The organism is Actinotignum sp. usb-actsch-rep-73 (assembly GCF_059082735.1).
In genome coordinates this window covers 1-20,626 of sequence record NZ_JBHNPV010000068.1, presented here as the reverse complement: position 1 = coordinate 20,626, position 20,626 = coordinate 1, and the positions used below count along the sequence as shown (strand labels likewise).

The 20,626-nt window shown below is 55.9% G+C and carries 14 protein-coding genes; 9 read left to right on the top strand and 5 right to left on the bottom strand.

The features are described from left to right. Nucleotides 1–55: 55 nt before the first annotated feature. Complete coding sequence (locus tag AC5RE1_RS05200) at nucleotides 56–3,223, bottom strand: FtsK/SpoIIIE domain-containing protein (RefSeq protein WP_179370548.1); 3,168 nt, start codon at nucleotides 3,221–3,223, stop codon at nucleotides 56–58. A gap of 139 nt (nucleotides 3,224–3,362) precedes the next feature. Here AC5RE1_RS05200 and AC5RE1_RS05195 point away from each other — a divergent pair, with 139 nt between their 5' ends. Continuing rightward, the gene (locus AC5RE1_RS05195) at nucleotides 3,363–5,921 is read left to right on the top strand and encodes a DNA ligase LigA-related protein (RefSeq protein ID WP_179370547.1); all 2,559 of its coding nucleotides are present in this window, start codon (nucleotides 3,363–3,365) and stop codon (nucleotides 5,919–5,921) included. A 41-nt stretch (nucleotides 5,922–5,962) separates the two neighbouring features. Here AC5RE1_RS05195 and AC5RE1_RS05190 read toward each other — a convergent pair whose 3' ends face one another. Beyond that, nucleotides 5,963–7,180 (bottom strand): phospholipase D-like domain-containing protein, encoded by a 1,218-nt coding sequence (locus AC5RE1_RS05190; RefSeq protein WP_493938434.1) that lies wholly within the window; start codon nucleotides 7,178–7,180, stop codon nucleotides 5,963–5,965. A gap of 129 nt (nucleotides 7,181–7,309) precedes the next feature. On the opposite strand from AC5RE1_RS05190, the gene gatC reads away from it, so the two are divergent. From gatC to AC5RE1_RS05160, 6 genes are all read left to right on the top strand, one after another. Further along, nucleotides 7,310–7,606 (top strand): Asp-tRNA(Asn)/Glu-tRNA(Gln) amidotransferase subunit GatC, encoded by a 297-nt coding sequence (gatC, locus tag AC5RE1_RS05185; protein ID WP_040318742.1) that lies wholly within the window; start codon nucleotides 7,310–7,312, stop codon nucleotides 7,604–7,606. Continuing rightward, on the top strand, nucleotides 7,606–9,111 hold the full coding sequence (gene gatA / locus AC5RE1_RS05180) for an Asp-tRNA(Asn)/Glu-tRNA(Gln) amidotransferase subunit GatA (RefSeq protein WP_006681810.1): 1,506 nt from the start codon (nucleotides 7,606–7,608) through the stop codon (nucleotides 9,109–9,111). The genes gatC and gatA overlap by 1 nt, the downstream gene beginning before the upstream one ends. Then, a complete protein-coding gene (gene gatB / locus AC5RE1_RS05175) occupies nucleotides 9,111–10,607 on the top strand; it encodes an Asp-tRNA(Asn)/Glu-tRNA(Gln) amidotransferase subunit GatB (RefSeq protein ID WP_179370545.1) in 1,497 nt (498 codons plus the stop codon). Before gatA ends, gatB begins: the two co-directional genes overlap by 1 nt. Nucleotides 10,608–10,950: 343 nt before the next feature. Continuing rightward, nucleotides 10,951–12,519: a sugar ABC transporter ATP-binding protein gene (locus AC5RE1_RS05170; RefSeq protein ID WP_006681808.1), complete on the top strand. Its 1,569-nt coding sequence runs from the start codon at nucleotides 10,951–10,953 to the stop codon at nucleotides 12,517–12,519. Between the two features lie 17 nt (nucleotides 12,520–12,536). After that, nucleotides 12,537–13,793 (top strand): ABC transporter permease subunit, encoded by a 1,257-nt coding sequence (locus tag AC5RE1_RS05165; RefSeq protein ID WP_006681807.1) that lies wholly within the window; start codon nucleotides 12,537–12,539, stop codon nucleotides 13,791–13,793. Between the two features lie 156 nt (nucleotides 13,794–13,949). Beyond that, a complete protein-coding gene (locus AC5RE1_RS05160; RefSeq protein WP_006681806.1) occupies nucleotides 13,950–15,077 on the top strand; it encodes a substrate-binding domain-containing protein in 1,128 nt (375 codons plus the stop codon). Between the two features lie 182 nt (nucleotides 15,078–15,259). Here AC5RE1_RS05160 and AC5RE1_RS05155 read toward each other — a convergent pair whose 3' ends face one another. Both AC5RE1_RS05155 and AC5RE1_RS05150 read right to left on the bottom strand, forming a co-directional pair. Further along, the gene (locus AC5RE1_RS05155; RefSeq protein ID WP_179370544.1) at nucleotides 15,260–16,009 is read right to left on the bottom strand and encodes an ATP-binding cassette domain-containing protein; all 750 of its coding nucleotides are present in this window, start codon (nucleotides 16,007–16,009) and stop codon (nucleotides 15,260–15,262) included. After that, a complete protein-coding gene (locus tag AC5RE1_RS05150) occupies nucleotides 16,006–17,193 on the bottom strand; it encodes an ROK family transcriptional regulator (protein ID WP_040318749.1) in 1,188 nt (395 codons plus the stop codon). The genes AC5RE1_RS05155 and AC5RE1_RS05150 overlap by 4 nt, the downstream gene beginning before the upstream one ends. 151 nt (nucleotides 17,194–17,344) lie before the next feature. Between AC5RE1_RS05150 and AC5RE1_RS05145 the strand changes: the two genes are divergently transcribed. Together AC5RE1_RS05145 and AC5RE1_RS05140 are read left to right on the top strand one after the other, a co-directional pair. Further along, nucleotides 17,345–18,547: a sugar ABC transporter permease gene (locus AC5RE1_RS05145; protein WP_493938431.1), complete on the top strand. Its 1,203-nt coding sequence runs from the start codon at nucleotides 17,345–17,347 to the stop codon at nucleotides 18,545–18,547. 321 nt (nucleotides 18,548–18,868) lie between these two features. Continuing rightward, on the top strand, nucleotides 18,869–20,293 hold the full coding sequence (locus AC5RE1_RS05140) for an NAD(P)-dependent malic enzyme (protein WP_493938430.1): 1,425 nt from the start codon (nucleotides 18,869–18,871) through the stop codon (nucleotides 20,291–20,293). A 55-nt stretch (nucleotides 20,294–20,348) separates the two neighbouring features. On the opposite strand, the gene AC5RE1_RS05135 is transcribed toward AC5RE1_RS05140, so the two are convergent. Then, nucleotides 20,349–20,626: hypothetical protein (locus AC5RE1_RS05135; RefSeq protein ID WP_493938429.1), on the bottom strand; the 278-nt coding region annotated here is incomplete at its 5' end.

The window sequence follows — 20,626 nt, the reverse complement described above, 5'->3', positions numbered from 1 at the left end:
TTGATAAGTGTCGGTGAATAAATGTGCGGGGGCAAGAGGTGCAGGGCACAACCCATCAAAATTTGGTGTGCAAGTTGTCACGTCGGTGCCCAGAGCAACTCAATGCAACTCGATCGAAGTGTCCAGCGACACGAATAATGCCTGTGTTTTCCTTCCACCGTCGGGCTAAAAGTGAGGTTTGGAGCCGATTTGTCGAGTGTTTGAAAGATCGTATGAAATCTGGTGGCGGATCAATGATGAGAAGGTTCGTTTGCTCTTGGATAGCCAGGCGAGGCCATTGAGCGGGACTCAGAGTCTCAATGTGTGGATTGTTAATGCCGAGTGAAGTGAGGTTGTGTCTCAAAATTGTCTGAATTACCTGCGACTCGTTATGCATAATTATCCAATCCGAAAGCCTTTTGTCCTGTTCAGGCTGGGTGTGCGCAGTGAATAGGTGTGTGCAGACGTAGACGTCGAAGTCCTCCCACCCGGGGCCAATCAATAGCTGAGCACTATCTGGGTGGGTGAAACCTCCGTAGCAATCTTTGGTCGGTGCAACAAGCGATGCCTCCGCTCCCCGGTTTTTCTTCGCGAGGTCTGTTGAAGGAAAAAGAGCCAGGGTTCGCTGATGATCCGCTTCAACCCACCACTGGCCAGGTTCGCACGGCTCCTCGGTCGCGGACGAGGCGCGATAGTGAGGTTCGGACGTATCGGGTCGTTCAATGAGGAGCGAAGCCAGTGAACGATCGAAGCGAGTAAGAGGGTGAGTATCGAGGCTTCCCATGATGAAGACAACGCCACGTTGGGTACATTCTTCGATTCCGTTCGTCCAGATCTCTTCGGCAACAACAAGTCCGTAGATTCGTTCAAGTTCGTGGCGAGAGGCCGCGATGTCAGTGATTGCAATGATTCGAGGAGTATGGTGTTTCGCTTGCTCGAACAGGGTGGCAATATCTTGACCTTCCCGGATCGTTAGTCCACGGGTAGTGGGCGAGGGGGGTGCCTGAGCATCAATCAGGTCGATCTCCCACGATGAGTGGGTTGAAATCCGAGTTGCTATCTGGCGAACAAGTGAGCCAGTTTCGGTTGTGTGATGTGCTGGGGCACGGACGATGATGTTCCCGCTTTTCCATCTCACGGGTGTATGTGCTCCAGAATCGACACCATCGCCCAGCCCAAGCGGTATTCCTGCAACGTGTGGAGCTTCTTTCGAAAGGAGGTCGAGTTCTTCCCAAGTGATGGACGGAGGAAGGAATGGAGCCCACGCCAATGGTTCCCACTGTTCGTTCTGAGTCGTCGTGCGCGGTATTGATGTGTCGCAACTCTTCGGCGCACAGTGTGGATCTGCGCGTTGCACAGCGGTCGTGCTGTTGGGGCTCCATGCGGATTGAAAAAGCCCGCGATCAGCCCATATTGCTCTTCCGGGAATTCGTTCGAGGTGAGAGGCTCTCGCATCGCCAATCACGTCGATTGAATCTGAATCCGACAGGCAACGAAGTGCAATGCGGATATCGATGTTTGCTCGCATGGCAGAGCTGACGGCTCCGCCGGGACGTTGTGTAGCGATAATCAAATGCACGCCCAATGAACGTCCTTGGGCTGTAAGTCGGTTGATGATGTCGCTTCCATCTTTGTGTGCGTCGACGAGGACTCTGAATTCGTCGATGACGATGATAATTCTGGGCGGTGGACAGGTGGCGGTACCGTCACGATGAGCGCGGGCCCAGGTTGCGTAGTCGGGGAAACCAAGGTGCGAGAACTCTTGTTCGCGTCGCAGAAGTAGCGATGTTAATCCTCTGAGAGCCCTTCGCGTCTGGGCGGGATCGAGGTCAGTGAACACTCGGTCTACGTGTGGAGCCGACTCGAAGCGGTGAAAGGTTGCTCCTCCCTTGTAATCAATCAGGATCATGCGTATTTCTGCTGGCGTGTATGTGCTGATTAAGGCTTGAATCCAGGTGATGAGGGCTTCTGACTTCCCCGATCCCGTTGTGCCTGCCAGCAACGCGTGCGGTCCATCATTGACGAGGTCAATGGTGAGGGTGCCGGCATCATTGACTCCGATGGGGATGCTTAAATGTGTTCCATCGTGGCTGGAATTGCCGGTGGTGGGTGCAAGCAATGAACACAAATCGACGCTGGTGGGCAAGGATGAGCCGGTGGATACGGGTTCAAACTGCTCCCACCAGCGTGGAGCACATGATATTCGTTTTTCAACGTTGAGGGTGCACCAGGGCGGAACATCTTCTAATCCCATGCCAATGGCAACGTGCCAAGGATTGTCATCGCGTTCCCGATCGCTCAGAGAGGCGGGTGCAGTATCCAAGGAGGTCATGCAGTGGGGACACTGGTGGCCACGCATGATGTGGATTGTTGGTCCGCCGTTGCCAAACGCGTATTCCTCTGAGGAGTCTGTGATGACGTATCCGCCACGAGATACTGCGATGATGTTGCCAGCAATCCACGATGCGGTGGCGCGTGCGTCGTCTCCGATACACGCGATTGCACAGGGAGAATCGAGCTGGAGCGTGAGTCGACGGAGGGAGCCGGGGAAAGAAACGCGCACTCTTTGATTGATTGGAGATGTATCTTGAGGTGTCCTGTTCGTTCTGCATTGCCAGCGATCAGGATGCGAGCGTTGCCTAGCGGTGTGTCCGCCACGTGCAGATTGTCCTTGCGCTTGAAGAAAAGCCAGCATGATGGCAAGCCCAGCTGGGTCGAGTCGAACGCGCTGTTTCTTTCGTCGCAGACGAATTCCCAGCATCACCAGGACGAGTCCGACGGCCAAAGCTCCTAGTCCGTATGTAACGTAACGGAAAGATCCCAGCCGGACGCCTAAGAATAGTGCCATTGTGATGAAGGGGAAGAAAGCAAGGAAAGCGCGCATGGACACTTTTCGGCTTTCCTGCCATGTGTATTTTCGAGGCCTGCCACGCAGGACGAATGTATCGCGTCCTAAATGCAGGACCATCCGTTGCCGGAACTTTCGAGGCTTCCCTTGTACCCGACGACGCAGTAGTCCCAAGGTCAATAGGGTTCCATTTGTTGAGCCCGTATCGTAAAGGCGAAACCCTTTCTTTGCCCGAATGATGTTCGCGTGATCGCGCGATATCTGCTGGTCGACGATGAAATGATCGCGGCCTCGTCCCACGGAAGACGGAAGAGGGAAAACGAGACCAGCGTCCACTCCGCGCACACAGGCTAAATGCATGGGAGATGCCATGGCTTGTAGCGCGATGTCACTCATCATTCCTCCTTCAGTGTCAGTGTGGCGAGGGAAGAAGCAGGGAAACAAACGCAAAAGAGACGAATTGTGGATAACTTGAAAAGTATCCACAGGCATGCCTGCAAAGACATTCCTCCATGGCTAATGGAACAATGAATCCATGAGTGAAACAGAGTCTCTAAAGAAACGTCACGACGGCCTTGTCCAGGTCATCCAACGGGCGAATGCCGCCTACTACGACTTTGACTCACCCGAAATGTCAGATGCTGACTACGACATTATTTTCCGCGAGCTTGAGGAACTCGAACGCGACCACCCCGAACTTGTCACCCCGGATTCTCCCGCCGCGAGTGTTGGCGGCACCGCCGACCAGACAACAACCACGATCCGTCACCTGGCTCAGATGACGTCCATTAACGACGTCTTTTCTTTCGAAGAACTCGGCGAATGGGAAGCTCGGATGCGGGCAGATTCTGGGCTCGATGAAGTTCAGATGACAACCGAGGTCAAGATTGACGGTCTTGCCATCAACCTGACATACGTAGACGGCAAACTCGTTAGCGCGGCCACCAGGGGCGACGGGTTCGTCGGTGAAGACGTGCGCTCAAACGCTGACAAGATCGCGACTATTCCGCAGTCATTGCAGGGGAAAAATATTCCGCACCGCATTGAAATCCGCGGAGAGGTCTACATCCCGATCGCTGATTTTGAAAAACTGAATGCTGATATCGAAGCCGAAAATGCCTGGCGTATTGCCGAGAACGGTCGCCGTGAGGTCGCCAACGCAACCCTGGATGCGGATAACGCGCAGATCGCCCGAAAGAACAGAGAGATTCGCGCGCAGAACAAGGATGCCCTTGGCGGGTTTAAGATTCCGCTACTTGAAAAGAAGAAGCGTCAGCGTCCCTTGACGATGCTTTCCACGTTCGTGAATCCGCGTAATGCGGCGGCTGGCACCCTTCGTTTGAAAGAAACATCCGACGAGGTCACAAAGGGCCCCGACTACGAGATTCAGCTACGCGCACGCGCGTTGCAAGACCAACGTGTTTCATCGTTGTCCATGCTTGCGCACGGTATCGGATTCGTTGAAGAGGGGGATAGTTTCTCGGCGCCTACCACTCAGTGGGAACGATACCTTCAGCTCAAAGAATGGGGTTTCACGGTTCCAGATCAGACGCGTCTGCTGACGGGGCTCGATCAGATTGTTGCCCGTATCGGCGAGTTAGGGAAGCAACGCTCTCAGATGGACTACGGCATCGACGGTGTCGTCATGAAAGTGAACGATGTTGCCCTTCAAGAAAGCATGGGGTTCACGTCGCGCGCACCCAGGTGGGCGGTCGCGTACAAGTTCCCGCCCGAAGAGGTCCACACTAGGCTCCTCGATATCCGTGTCCAGGTTGGGCGCACCGGCAGGGTGACTCCGTTTGGCGTCATGGAAACAGTACTGGTTGACGGTTCCAATGTTTCGCGAGCAACGCTCCACAACGCCGAGGAAGTTCAACGTAAGGGCGTTCTGATCGGCGATATCGTTGTCCTGCGTAAAGCGGGGGATATCATTCCGGAAATCTTAGGCCCGGTGTTGGCTGCGCGAACAGGGGAAGAACGCGCTTTCGTCATGCCGACCGCGTGCCCTTCGTGCGGTAGCCCGCTTTTAGCTGAGAAGGACGGGGATGTGGACCTTCGATGTCTGAATAAGGCACACTGTCCTGCTCAGCTGACCGAACGAGTTGCCCACTTGGGTGCTCGTTCCGCGTTGGATATTGAAGGTTTGGGTGGGGAAGTTGCGATGGCTCTGACCCAACCTGAAAACCTCAGAGAAGATGTTGCTTCCGCACTTGTAGCGGGCCACGATGTGTTCTTAGAAGATGGAACGCGACTGCGTCTTGATAATGCTGACGATCTTTCTCCGGCGGATCAACTGGCCAGCGCGGAAGCTCTTCTGCCAGCCCCGCAGACTCCGGTGCTCCACGGCGAAGCGCAAATCTTTGACCTCAAGGCCGAAGACCTTCGTGACGTGTTCGTATGGAGGGCTGTTAAAGACGATGACTCCGATGTGTCACACTACAAGCAGGTTCGCTTCTTCTGGACAAAAGCATTCATTGCCAAAAAGGACAAGGACGGGGACACAACGTATGTACCTCGTGAAACGGAAGCCTCGAAGGGAACTCTTGCCCTTCTTGACGAGCTAGAAAAAGCAAAGTCCGCTCCGCTGATGCGAGTTCTTGTTGCCCTGTCGATTCGCCACGTCGGTCCGACGGCTGCCCGTGCAATTGCAGATCATTTCGGTTCGATGGATGCCGTTCGCAACGCCTCACTTGATGAACTATCAGGAATCGAGGGCGTCGGACCGGTCATCGGCGGGGCCCTGATTGATTGGTTTAGTGTCGATTGGCATCAGGAACTCGTTGAGCAATGGAGTCACGCTGGTGTGAAGATGGCTGATCAGCCACCGCAGCAGGTGTCGCAGGTTCTTGCCGGGCTCACGATTGTTGTCTCGGGAACGATGCCCGGTTATGACCGTGAAGGCGCGAAGGAGGCAATCGTGGCGCGCGGTGGTAAGGCAGCCGGTTCTGTTTCGAAGAAGACATCGTTGGTCGTCGCAGGTCCGGGCGCAGGGTCAAAGGCTACAAAGGCCGAGGCTCTGGGGGTGCCCGTGATCGATGAGACACGCTTTAATGACCTGCTGAACGGTGGGCTTGAAGCCTTGAATCTCGGATGAAAACGTGTCTGAGCGTTGCCGGCCGGTAGCTCAGATGGGTTTTAGACCATGAATTCAAAGGGATGCAGAAGATACTCGGTGATACGAGTGAGCATATTCCGGCCTTCCCATTCGCCGATCGTGTATTGACGAGCGGTGGTGAGGTCGTTGTCGAAGATTTCTTCCATGTGCTGGGCAAGCTCGCGCGAATGGAATTGCATATTGACTTCGTGGTTGCCTCGCATGGAGAGGCGGTCGATGTTGGCAGTACCGATCGTTGACCACATGCCGTCGATGCTCATCGTCTTGGAGTGAACCATGGCGTGCTGGTAGAGCCAGATCTCGATGCCTTCGCGAAGCAGGGAGCCGTAGTAGGGGCGTGCTACCCAGTCAGCCATGATGTGGTTGGAGTATTCGGGGATCAGAACCTTGACCTTCACTCCGCGTTTTGCTGCTGCGATCAGGGCTTGAAGAATCTCTTTATCGGGGATGAAGTAGGCGGTGGTAATCAGAATGTGGCTGGTCGCGCGCTCGATCGCGTCGATGTACATTCCACGAATCGGGTAGAGGATTCGCTGGGGTGCATTGAATGCGGCGGTGACTTCTGCATGCCACTTCTTCGCTCCGGTGTCGGGCAACTGGGGCGCACAATGGGGTTTGAAGTGATTCCAGAAATCGACGAACCCGTTTTCTAGCTCCCACACGGCATCGCCAGTCACGCGAACGTGGGTATCGCGCCATTCGTTGGCGAAGGGGTTGCCAATGTTGTAGCCACCGACGAATCCAACGGTGGAATCAACAACGAGGATCTTGCGATGGTCCTGGCCCGTGTTCCGCAGATTCAAAGTCAAGAGACCAGAACGAATCGCGGGGAAGCGACGAACCCATAGGTGTGGAATATCGGGGAAGAAATAGAAGCGTGGATCTTGATTGAGAACTCCAAAACCGTCGTACACGCAGTAGACGTTGACTCCACGTCGGGCTGCTGCGATGAGCGCGTCTTTAAAACGCTGGCCCCATTCGTCTGCGCGCCAAATGAATGATTCAAAGTAAATATGGTCTGTCGCGTTCTGGATTGCGTGGAGCATATCCGCGTATAGGGAATGCCCCTCCGTATAGGTTCGCACCATGCCACGTGGGATTTGTATGTCAGCTGGTTCGAGGGTCGGGAATCCGTGTCGGCCACCGGGGACACGTTGCTTACGCATATGGTCGATGGCGTGGACGGTGACGATGGCGGTTGCCTGTGCGATGGTGATGCCGATCGCCGTCTTCTTCATCAGTCCTAAGGTTTCGGCGCTGATGAGTCTTTTACGCGGGAATCTCATGAAGCTGATTCTACGGCCTCGTGTGGATTACGGCGTGGGCGCGAATCCCGCTTATTAGTGCTAGGCGCTAAGATTGCGACTATGTCACGAATCAGTACTGACGAGGTCGCCCGCGTCGCGGAGCTGGCCCGAATCGCATTGACTCCAGGCGAAATTGAACGTATTGCTGGGGAACTCGACGTTATCGCTACTTCAGTTGCCAAGGTGTCCGAGGTTGCGACCCCGGATGTTCCCGCAACCTCTCACCCGATTCCGCTGACGAATGTCTGGCGTGAAGATGTGGTCACGGAAACTCTTGACCGTGATGAAGTTCTTTCGCAGGCGCCTGCAAGCGAAGATGGGATGTTCCTTGTTCCGCAGATCCTGGGGGAGGAATGATGAACGAACTGCTGAAGAAGTCCGCGCTTGAGCTGGCTGACATGCTGGCCGCAGGTCAGATCACGTCGGTTGAACTGACAACTGCGTGCTTGGACCGTATTGAGGCACTGAATCCTAAGATCAATGCTTTCCTTTTCATCGACCGCGAGGGCGCTCTGAAGACCGCGGCCGAGGTTGATGCGAAGCGCCAGGCCGGCGAGGAACTGCACCGCCTTGCGGGTATTCCGATTGCTTTGAAGGACAACATGGTGACCCGTGGAATCCCGACGACGTGTGCGTCGAAGATTCTGGGCGATTGGTGTCCTCCGTATGACGCAACGATCGTGAAGAAGATCCACGAAGCTGGTCTGCCGGTCGTTGGTAAGACGAATATGGATGAGTTCGCAATGGGCTCGTCGACCGAGCACTCCGCGTTCGGTCCGACCCTGAACCCGTGGGATATCGAGCGTATTCCCGGTGGTTCTGGTGGCGGTTCCGCTGCTGCGGTTGCTGCTTACATGGTTCCGCTGGCGCTGGGCTCTGACACCGGTGGTTCGATCCGCCAGCCGGGTGCAGTGACGGGCACGGTTGGTGCGAAGCCGACCTATGGTGCTGTTTCGCGTTACGGCCTGATTGCCATGGCCTCGTCGCTTGATCAGATTGGTCCGGTTACCCGCACCGTCGCTGACGCTGCAGTTCTGACCGAGCTTGTGGGTGGCTATGATCCGCTCGATTCCACGTCTCTCAACGAGCCTGTTGGGAACCTCGTCGACGGCGTTGAAACTGTCGCAGGCACCAAGTCCATGGCTGGCCTGAAGGTAGGCGTGGTGAAGGAACTGTCGGGCGAAGGCTACGAAGCCGACGTTCTTAAAGCCTTCAACGCGACCGTGAAGAAGCTTGAAGAATCTGGCGCAGAGGTGAAAGAGGTGTCGTGCCCGAGCTTCGACTATGCGCTCGCGGCCTACTACCTGATCATGCCGGCTGAGGTTTCTTCGAACCTTGCTCGCTTCGATGGTATGCGTTACGGCATTCGCGTTGAGCCCTCCGAGGGGCCCGTGACTGCTGAGCGCGTGATGGCTGCAACCCGTGAAGCTGGCTTCGGCGACGAGGTCAAGCGTCGTATCATCCTCGGCACGCACGTCCTGTCGGCCGGCTACTACGACGCCTACTACGGCAGCGCTCAGAAGGTTCGTACCCTGATCCAGCGCGACTTTGCGCGTGTTTTCGAAGAGGTCGACGTTCTTGTTTCGCCGACCGCTCCGACGACGGCGTTCAAGTTCGGCGACAAGATTGACGACCCGATGGCGATGTACCTCAATGACATTGCGACGATCCCGGCGAACCTCGCCGGTGTCCCCGCGATGAGTGTTCCGAATGCGCTTTCGTCCGAAGGCCTGCCGATCGGCTTCCAGATTATTGCCCCTGCGCACCACGATCTGAAGATGTACCAAGCCGCTGCTTTGGTTGAAGCGCTCAGTGATGATGTGGCGGGCGCTTGCCCGGCGAGCTCTTGGGAGGAAAACTGATGAGTGAACTCATGGATTACGCGGATGTGACCGCGAACTTTGATCCGGTTCTTGGCATCGAGGTTCACGTTGAGCTCGGTACGAAGACGAAGATGTTCGATGCGGCGCCGAATGCCTTTGGTGGAGACCCGAACACCTACGTTACGCCGGTTTCGCTGGGTCTTCCCGGTTGTCTTCCGGTTGTGAACCACACTGCAGTTGAATACGCGATCAAGATCGGTCTTGCGCTGAACTGTGAAATCGCAGAGTACTGCCGTTTTGCGCGTAAGAACTACTTTTACCCGGACTTGACGAAGGCATTCCAGACGTCGCAGTTTGATGAGCCGATTGCTCACGATGGTTACGTGGATGTCGAGCTTGAAGACGGTAGTCTGTTCCGCGTTCAGATTGAGCGCGCACACATGGAAGAAGACGCAGGTAAGAACACGCACGTCGGTGGTGCTGAGGGTCGTATTCACGGAGCCGATCACTCGCTGGTTGACTACAACCGTGCGGGCGTTCCGCTGGTGGAGATCGTGACCCGCCCGATTGAAGGTGCGGGGGAGCGTGCTCCTGAGGTGGCTGCTGCCTACGTTCAGACTCTGCGTGATATTTTCCGTGCACTCGGTGTGTCCGAGGCTCGTATGGAGCGCGGTAATGTTCGAGCAGATATCAACGTTTCTCTTCGCGATACTCCGGAATCTCCTCTGGGTGTTCGTACGGAAACGAAGAATGTGAACTCGTTCCGCGGTATCGCTAGCGCTGTTCGCTACGAGATGCAGCGTCAGGGTGCGATCCTTTCTGCCGGTGGGTCGGTGAACCAGGAAACCCGTCACTTCCACGAGGAAGACGGTTCCACCTCGCAGGGCCGCGATAAGTCGGATGCTGAAGACTACCGTTACTTCCCCGAGCCGGACCTGGTTCCTGTTGCTCCTTCGCGCCAGTGGGTTGAGGAACTGCGTGCCTCGCTTCCTGAGCTTCCTGTTGCGAAGCGTCGTCGCCTGCGCGAAGAGTGGGGCTATGCCGATATGGAGATGCGCGATGTCATCAACGCTGGTGCGTTGGAGATTATCGAGGCCACCGTTGAGGCTGGTGTCGATCCTGCGTCCGCTCGTAAGTGGTGGATGGGCGAACTCAGCCGTCGCGCGAAGGAACGCGAACTGTCGCTCGAAGATATGCCTGTCACGCCCGCTCAGATTGCTGAGTTGCAGGGCTTGATCGATTCTGGTCGCATCAATGACAAGCTTGCTCGTCAGGTGCTGGAAGGCGTTTTGGCTGGTGAAGGCTCGCCGACCGAGGTTGTCGAGGCTCGCGGTCTTGAGGTTGTTTCTGACGACGGTGCGCTTTCGAAGGCTGTTCAGGATGCGCTGGATGCCAATCCTGATGTGGTCGAGAAGATCAAGGGTGGCAAGGTCGCAGCTGCTGGCGCACTTGTGGGGGCTGTCATGAAGGCGACACGTGGTCAGGCGGACGCAGCTCGCGTGCGTGAACTCATCATGGAGATGGTGGGAGCCTGAAGCGTCGCGCTTGATTGAAGTGTCGCTGGGCGGTGGATGATAATCCACCGCCCAGCTTTCTATTCCCTCAGGCCCGTGAGTGGCCTCGTTGATGGCGAAAACTGAGCGTATGGCGCACGAATGACATGGCTGTAATTTGGTGAAAACCCTGGATTTCTGCGGGAGATAGATATCGTGCAGTCATTGAGTTTATGTCGTGAATTCAATATAACGGTTTAGTTACAGTTCGTGTAGATAAGGCTTTTTCGCCCTCCGCACAGTGCACACTATGAGTCATGGAAAAGCGCCAACGGTGGTGACTTTCCATCACACAACTATCTGTCAACAGTTCAGCGGAGAACCAATGACCAACACACGTCGTGAGCGCATCGTCCTGGAGATGCGCAACATCACGAAGGTCTTCCCGGGTGTCGTCGCACTTGATGACGTCAACCTCCAGGTACGCAACGCTGAGATCCACGCGATCTGTGGCGAGAATGGTGCTGGCAAGTCGACCCTGATGAAAGTGCTGTCGGGCGTGCACCCGCACGGCACTTACATGGGCGACATTTTCTACGAAGGCAACGAAGTTCGATTCTCGAACATTCGCGACTCTGAAAAAGCCGGCATCGTCATCATTCACCAGGAACTTGCTCTTATCCCGCAGCTCAGCGTCGCTGAGAACATGTTCATGGGCAACGAGGTCAAGAAACACGGCGTCATCGATTGGAACGAAACCAAGCAACGCGCCCTTACGTACATGGCCGAAGTTGGATTGGATGAAAACCCAGACACTCTGATTAAAGACATGGGTGTCGGTAAACAGCAGCTTGTTGAAATTGCCAAGGCACTTGCAAAGGACGTCAAGCTCCTGATCCTCGACGAGCCCACTTCGGCACTCAACGAGGAAGAATCAGCCCACCTTCTCGACCTGATGCGCAAGCAGCGCGAACGCGGCGTCGCGATGATCATGATCTCGCACAAGCTCGACGAAGTTGCTGCCGTCTCTGATGCCATCACGGTTATTCGTGACGGCAAGACGGTCGGCTGGATGGACGCCGACAAGGAAAAGATCGACCAGGATGAGATCATTCGCCTGATGGTCGGTCGTTCCCTTGAAAACCGCTACCCGGACAAGAAGTCGCATCCGGGCGAAGTGAAGTTCGAGGTCAAGGACTGGTGGGTACGCCATCCGCTGAACTCCGAGCGTTTCGTCTGCAAGGGCTCGTCCATCAACGTCCGTGCCGGTGAAGTGGTCGGCCTTGCGGGTCTGATGGGTGCCGGTCGTACAGAGCTGGCTCGTTCCGTCTTCGGTCATTCCTACGGTATCCACGAGGGTGGCGAAGTCTTTATCGACGGCAAGAAGGTGAAAGCGAACTCCGTCCCTGAAGCTATCGACGCTGGCATTGCTTACCTTTCTGAAGACCGCAAGATGCTGGGTCTCAACCTTCTGGAACTGATCCACCAGTCGGTTGTTTCAGCCAAGCTTTCGAAGATCCGCCACCACGGCGCGTTGAACATCGAAGAGGGCAAGAAATTCGCTGAAGAATCCCGCCAGAACCTGCGTATTAAAGCGCCCTCAGTGATGACGGGCGTGGGAACGCTTTCCGGAGGTAACCAGCAGAAAGTCGTCCTTGCAAAGTGGATGTTCACTGACCCCGAGGTTCTCATCTTGGATGAGCCAACCCGCGGCATTGACGTCGGTGCGAAGTACGAGATCTACACGTTCATCCAGGAGCTTGCCGCTCAAGGAAAGGCTGTTCTGGTGATCTCGTCCGAACTCCCTGAGCTTCTGGGCATCACAGACCGCATCTACACCATTTTCGAAGGCGAAGTGACGGGGTGCGTGCCCACCGAGCAGGCAGATCAGGAAAGCCTGATGCACCTGATGACGTCCACCTCATCCACTCCCACTGGCAGCAACGAAAACTGAAAGCTAAAGGCACTTCAATGAAGAAGAATCTCACAGCACTATTCGGAGGAGACTTCCGACAAATCGGAATGATCGCTGCTCTGGCAGCGATTGCCCTGTTCTTCCAGTTCAAGACGGACGGCAAGGTCTTCCAAGCACAGAACTTGATGAACCTGGTCATGGGTAATACCTACGTCCTCGTTCTCGCCATCGGCATGGTTCTGGTCATCATTGCCGGCCACATTGACCTGTCAGTCGGTTCTGTCGCAGCAACCGTCGGCATCGTCGTTGCCGTTGCTATGCGTGATTGGGCCCTCAGCCCCGTCTTGGCCATCGTTTTGGGTATCGGCGTCGGTCTGCTCATCGGCATCTGGCAAGGCTTCTGGGTTGCAAAGTGGGGAATCCCCGCCTTCATCGTGACCCTGGGTGGCATGCTCCTCTTCCGCGGTACCAACCAGCTGATCGGCAAGTCTTTGACGGTCCCGGTTCCCGAACTGTTCCAGACCCTCGGCGCTGGCTACCTGCCCGATATCGCTCCGGATGTTATTCCCTTCAACCTGCCGACCATGATCCTGGCTGTCATCGCAGTCCTAGCGATCGTCTGGAAGGAAATCTCCGGCGTGAAGGCTCGTCAGCAGTTCGAAGCTGAGCCGGCCCCGATGTGGGTTCCGATTGTTCGCATGGTTGTCCTCGGTGGCGCAATCCTGATCGTCGCCTGGATCTTTGCAACGGGTCGCCCCGGCACCTCGTTCCCAATCCCCGGTGTTATCGTCGTCATCCTGGCTCTGATCTACTCGTTCATCGCTGACCGCACGGTCCTCGGTCGCTCGATTTACGCCATCGGTGGCAACAAGGCTGCTGCAGAACTGACCGGTGTGAAGGTCATCAAAACGAACTTCTTCGTCATCTGCAACTCCGCATTCCTCGCCGCAGTTGCGGGAATGCTGTTCATCGGCCGTTCGACGGCCTCGGGTCCTGCTGACGGTAATGCATGGGAACTCGACGCCATTGCCGCCGTGTTCATCGGCGGTGCCGCCGTTTCCGGTGGTGTTGGCACGATCATGGGCACCATGGTTGGCGCACTTGTCATGGCCTTCCTGAACAATGGCCTTCAGCTGATGGGCGTGGGCTCCGACTGGACGCAGATCATTAAGGGCCTCGTCCTCTTGATCGCAGTCGCCGTTGACGTCTACTCGAAGCGCCAGGGCAAGCGTTCCATCATTGGCACCTTCCAAAATGCCTTGAGTAATCAAAAGGCAGTTCGGCAAAGCGAAACAAAAACTCCCTCCAAGTGATGATCGGGCGGTAAGGAGAAACCGTATCGCCATGTCAACAACGGGCTCAACAAACGTTGAGTCATCCACAAAGCGTAGATATTCCCAAGCAAGCCAGCTGGGGAACATCGAATGAATCATCAAGAATCACCAAACAAACACACGAAAGAAGAGACAATGAAGACTCTGAAGAGTGCGGTTGCCATCAGCGCAGCGGCAGCGATGGCATTCTCTATGGCAGCTTGTGGTGCCCGTGATACGGGTAGCTCATCGGGCGATCAGTCCGGCGCAGCGGCCTCGGCTGACAAGATGTCGGTCGGCATCGCAATGCCACAGAAGACCTCGCAGAACTGGGTTGAGGCTGAAGACATGTTCAAGGCCAGCTGCGAAGAGCAGGGCATTGAATGCACCATTCAGTTCGCAAACGGTGGCGTTGCTGAGCAGCAGAACCAGGTTGCAGCCATGATCGAAAATGGCGTGCAGGTTCTGGTGATCGGCGCAATCGACGGTTCGCAGCTGGGTACCCAGCTGAAGGCAGCCAAGGATGCCGGCATCAAGGTCATCGCATACGATCGTCTGCTGACGAACACGACCGACCTTGACTACTACATCGCCTACGACAACTTCGGTGTTGGTCAGCTTCAGGGCAAGGCATTGCTTGAAGGTCTCGAAGCCAACGCTGGCGAGAGCCCGTGGGATATCGAGCTCTTCGGTGGCTCCCCGGATGACTCGAACTCCTTGAAGTTCTTCGGTGGCGCAATGGACGTCCTCCAACCGAAGATTGATGATGGCACGCTGGTTGTGAAGTCCGGGCAGACCGAATTCACGCAGGTCGCCACCCAGGGCTGGTTGCCGAAGAATGCTCAGGACCGCATGGCAGCACTGCTGACCTCGACCTACCAGGGCGACGCGGTTCCGGATGGCGTTCTTTCCCCGAACGACACCCTTGGCCGCGCAATCATCACCGCTGTTGAGCAGGCCGGCAAGCCGGTTCCGGTTGTGACTGGTCAGGACTCCGAAGACGAGTCGGTCACCTGGGTCACCCAGGGCAAGCAGTACTCCACCATCTTCAAGGACACTCGTCCGCTGGTGAAGGCAACTGTTGATCTTGCTATCCAGCTCGCCAAGGGCGAGGCAGCCCCGAAGGTCGACGGCGCAACCCTCGACGATTCCCAGTACGAGTCGATGGAAGGCAACCCGGTCAAGTCCTTCCTGCTGACCCCGAAGATTGTCACCAAGGACAACGCTGCAGACGTCTACAAGGATGACTCGCACCGCATGGAGCTCGTCAACGCTGCCAAGTGATTGACCCGCTAGGTATCGCCTAGTTTTCTCACCTTTGGTTTCGCCCTCGTCGGTTTTTCGGCGGGGGCGAAACTCGTGTATGCCAAGTCGCTCAAGCGTCGTTCGCGCAAACACGTTGCGCGCCGTGACAGGGGTATAACGGCCAGTTGGTCGCCGAAAAGAAGTGACGAGGCCGGGAGCGTTTACAGCGCGATATGTGAAGCGCCAGTGATAGCGGCTATGAGTTCGTCGGTTGAGGTATCACGCGAGTTGAAGGAACCGTTGTTGTGTCCGTGACGGAGAACTTCGACCCTGTCGGCACTAGCTTGAACGTCGGTCAGATTATGGGAAATGTAGATGACCCCCATTCCCATATCGCGCAGGTGCTCAATCAGGATGAGTACTTCCGCAGTTTGTGCCACGGACATAGAGGCCGTGGGCTCGTCGAGGATCACCAGACGCGGGTGAGTCACCAGGGTGCGCGCGATTGCAACGCATTGACGCTGTCCGGCGGCGAGCTGGAAAAGGGGGACTCGCACGTCGGGGATATGCGAACCCAACTGATCAAGATATTGGCGTGCTTTGAGTTCCATGCCCTCGTCATCAAGGGCGCGGTGCGAGAACACTTCACGCCCAAGGAAAATATTCGATACAACGTCCAAGTTGTCGCAGAGCGCAGTTTCTTGGAAGACGGTGGCAATACCGAGTTTCAATGCGTGCTGCGGGGAATCGATGCTGATTTCTTCCCCGTCGAGCGCGATCGTTCCCTCATCCGGAGGAAAAACTCCTGAGAGCATGCGGGCGAGCGTTGACTTCCCTGCCGCATTGTCGCCGACAAGGGCAACGACTTCGTGACGGTTCACGATGAAATCAACGTTAACGAGTGCTTCAACACCGCCGAACGTTTTTGTAAGTCCCCGTACTTCAAGAAGGGGAGCGCCTTGGATCGTCATTGGTCCTCCTGGCGGTGAGTTGAATAGCTGGGAACAAAAGCGTCTTGTGCAAGGATCATCGCGCCGATGGCTTCGGCATCAGCGCCGAGCTTCGACGGATAGGCCGTGATTCCTTCGTCGCGCAGGTAGGGGCGTTCGAAGAGAGCGTTTTGAATAGGGGACAAGAATGTGTCTCCCGCATTCATCAGCTCACCACCGACAGCGACGGCTTCGAGATCGAATACCGTGACAAGGTCAGAGATGACTCGTCCGATTGCGCTTCCTGCGTCAGAAAGAACCTGCTGGCATCCGGGGTCACCTTCATTCGCGTGTGACAGTAGGTCACGCAGTGTCATGGGACCTCGTGACAGGCGAAGAAGGTCAACAAGGTAGTCCGCCCCAACAACCGTGTTCAGACAGCCACGAGCACCGCACGTGCAGATAGGACCGTGAGGATCAACGATAACGTGCCCGATTTCCCCGGCAATACCGGTGGCACCGGAATAGGCTTTTCCGTCGACCAAAATTCCCGCGCCGGTTTGATACGAGGCTCGGATATAGGCGCACGATGAGAACCCGCGTAGCGAACCAAATCGGTTTTCAGCGGCAACAGCAGCGTTCGCGTCGTTCATCACGATCGTGTCGCGTCCAAGTCTGCGTTGGAAGACCTCAGCAATGTTGATGTCTTCCCAGCCTCGCATGATTCCCTTTCGGGTCAGAGTGCCCGTTTTCGGGTTAATAGGGGCAGGTAAAGCAACACCGATACCAGCAAGATCATCCAGCGATTGCCCTGCCTGTTCAAGAAGGTCAAGAACCAGAAGCGTTGCTCGGTCGAGCGTCGTATCAGCCTTATGGTCGACCGGTAGTGGCAGAACTTTCGTGAATTCGCTGGTGCGGGACTCGTCGGAGATGTAAATATCCAGTGCTCTGCGTCCGATTGAGATACCCGCGGTAAGAGTTGACGATTGTGTGAGCGAAACCAGTTGAGCGCGCCTGCCCGAACGAATCGTTGACGTGAGTTCAACGCTTCCTTGTGCCGAGAGCTGTTTAATGATGTTCGAAATGGTTGCGGGAGCAAGACCTGTTGCTGCCGATAGCTCGACCTGGGTGATACGCCCGTACTTTCGGATCGCGTCAAGAACGCGCGCGGAATTTGCCTCGCGGAGCGAGGATTGAGATCCGGATCGGGCGTTCAAACGTGGCACGTTTCTAGGATAGTCAGTGAAGTGGGCTGATGCGTGGATGCCCGCTGGGCGAATCGGTTCAAAAATGTGCGTTGAACTGTCAAGATGGTGCACTATAGGAAAACAACACGAGCCTTTGTGCGTTCATATTCCACTCAACGAGGAGAGCGAAGTGAGCCGACTACCCTTTGACGCTTCACGCTTAGGTCAAGCGGGAATCATGGGAATCCTCGTTCTTGCCCTGATGATCTTCTTCCAGTTCATCACGGGATCGCACATGCTGGCGTCTGCGAACTTGCAGAATATCGTCACCGGTAACGCTCATATCTTTGTCCTCGCTATCGGCATGGTCCTGGTGGTGACGACCGGTCAGCTGGATTTGTCAGTTGGCTCCGTCGCGGCGTTCTCATCAATGTCCATGGCGATCATCATTGCCAATCTTGGCTTGCCCTGGTGGGTTGGCCTTCTTCTTGGCATGCTGATCGGAACTTTTATTGGCTTGATTCAAGGCCTGTTTGTTGCGAAGGTCGGTTTGCCTGCTTTTATTGTCACCGTTGGTGGAATGATCATTCTGCGCGGTGGAGTCCAGTGGGAATCTCAGGCATTGTCGGTGCCACTTCCTCACAGATTTCAAACGCTAGGTTCGGGTTATCTGCCTTCTTGGGGGAGCATATTCGGCATCGATACGGCAACGGTGATCGTGGGTGTCATTACTGCCGTGGTAGCGGTTACCTCGATTGTTCGTACCTATTTTCGCCGGCGCGCTCGGCTAGGACTGCGGGGAGTTGATTATCGACCCTGGGTGAAGTCCGCGATTGTCGTCGTGCTGGTGGGGGTCTTCACCTGGCTGTTTGGTACGGGACGTGAAGGAACATCTTTCCCCGTTCCGGGTGTGGTGGTTCTTGTTCTGATTTTCATCTACCACTTCATGTTGACGAGGACCCAATTTGGTCGCCATCTTCAAGCTGTCGGCGGAAACATTCAGGCGGCATCCCTTTCCGGTGTGCGCGTGACGAAGATTCAATGCCTTGTCATGGTGAATATGGGGATGCTGTCGGCGCTCGCGGGCATGATGTTCGCAGGCCGGGCGACGGCTGTGGGGCCTCAAGATGGTCTCTTATGGGAGCTTGAAGCTATCGCTGCCGTGTTCATCGGCGGAGCGGCAGTTGCCGGTGGTCGCGGGTCGGTTTTCGGTGCTGTCCTTGGTGCCACGCTGATGGCGGTTCTTTCGAACGGGCTGTTGCTTGTTGGACTCGGCTCTGATCGTGCTCAGGTAGTGAAGGGCATCGTTCTTCTTGCTGCTGTGACCCTTGATGTCTACGGGAAGAAACAGTCTCCGCTCCACGAGCTTTCGCGAACGCAATTCAGCTTCTAGAGCCTGTTCGTTTATGCCTCTGTCACCTTCTCGCCTGCTATCTCTGCCAAGAGCAACGATGAACGGGCACGTGTCGGTGTCATCGATTCGTTGGTGTGCCCGGCCTCGTGAATCGAGAGTTGTGCGTGCGGAACAGTGGGAACTCCTTAGCGCCCAACTAAAACGGGACGATCGCGAAGGTAGGAAATCACGCTGGCGTTACGTAGCTAATTGTTGACAATTGTCCACCTGGTGATGCGCACTATCCGTTCTGTCGGCACGTACGTACTATGGGAACAACGATTGATCTACGGCCAGCGCCGATCGAAAAGAGAGAGCACCATGCGAACTTCTCCGTCATACACCGCCTCATACCGCGTTGAAATCGACGAAGCGAAACTATCTATTGGATCGCTTGTCGAAGCGGTATCAAAAACCGGTGCTCAGGTGAGAGGCCTCGACGTCGCCGATTCCAACCGAGGCCGAATGCTTCTCGACCTCACCTGCGACCTGCGCGATTCGGAGCACCGTCGCGAGGTTCGCAATCTGCTGAAGGGGCTGGTAGGTGTCACACTGTCGTCTACTGCAGACCAGACTTTCCTTGCTCACGTCGGTGGCAAGATCGAAATCAACTCGAAGGTTCCGCTCCGTAATCGCGACGACCTGTCTCGTGCGTACACGCCCGGCGTGGCCCGCGTCTGCACCGCAATCCATGACGTTCCTCAGAAGGCTCACCTTCTGACGATCAAGGCGAATACGGTTGCTGTCGTTTCTGATGGCACTGCGGTCCTCGGCTTAGGAGATATTGGCCCGGAAGCGGCTCTTCCTGTCATGGAAGGTAAGGCGGCTCTGTTTAAGGAATTCGGCGGTGTGGACGCATGGCCGGTCGTTCTTGACACGAAGGACACTGAAGAAATCATTTCGATTGTTAAGGCGATTGCCCCCGCATACGGTGGTATCAACCTTGAAGACATCTCCGCGCCTCGTTGCTTTGAAATCGAAGAACGCCTGCGTGCAGAACTCGATATCCCGGTCTTCCACGATGACCAGCATGGCACCGCTATCGTCGTGCTTTCCGCACTGATCAACGCGCTGAAGATTGTCAATAAGAAGATTGAAGACGTTCGCATCGTGGTGTCCGGCGTGGGTGCTGCAGGCAATGCGATTATTCGTCTACTTCTGGCGCAGGGGGCTAAAGACATCGTCGGTTACGGTCGCTCGGGTGCGCTTGCCGCCGACGATACTGAGGGCATGCACCCCTCGCGCAAGGCTCTTGCCGAGGCAACGAATCCGCGCCTCGTTCACGGAAATCTGAAGGAAGGTCTGAAGGATGCCGATGTCTTCATCGGTGTCTCGCACGGCGACATTTTGGATCCCGGCGATATTGCCACGATGGCTGACGGGGCAATCGTGTTCGCCCTAGCCAACCCGACGCCCGAAGTTGACCCGATTGGTGCGGGGGAGTACGCGGCGGTTGTTGCGACGGGCCGCTCCGATTACCCGAACCAGATCAACAACGTGCTGGCATTCCCAGGTTTATTCCGAGGCCTGCTGGATGCAAAGGTCAAGGAAATTACCACCGAGGTTTTGCGCGTCGCAGCAGTTGCTATCGCTGACGTCATCGAGGAAGAAGAGCTGTCACCCAGCTACATCATCCCCGGCGTTTTCGATGGACGTGTTGCTCCAGCGGTTTCGCGCGCGGTCCGCACCGCGGTTCGTGATCTGCCGACGCTGAATATTCCCGTCCAAGAGGACATAGATGCTTGAGGGCCTGCACGCTGTCGGGTGCCTACAGCAAGGCGCTGCAACGTGGGTGTGCGTGTCACGTAGTGCGCGGCGCGTTCGCTGAATAATTGACGAGGTCCGGGTGGGCGCAGACATAAAGGCTGCGCCCACCCGGATTGTTTTCGTCTATAAACCTGCTCTGACGTGCGCAGATTACCGGATAATCTGGCGAGACCTGCGTCGCTTTTTGTCCGAATTCTTGTGTGTTGCGAAACAAACGCAGGTCACATTTTAGTGTTTTGATGCTGGTGCTGGCCTGTATTCGTTGAAATTTAGGGATTTTTCGCGGTGTGGTGTCGCTCGGATCGAAGCGAC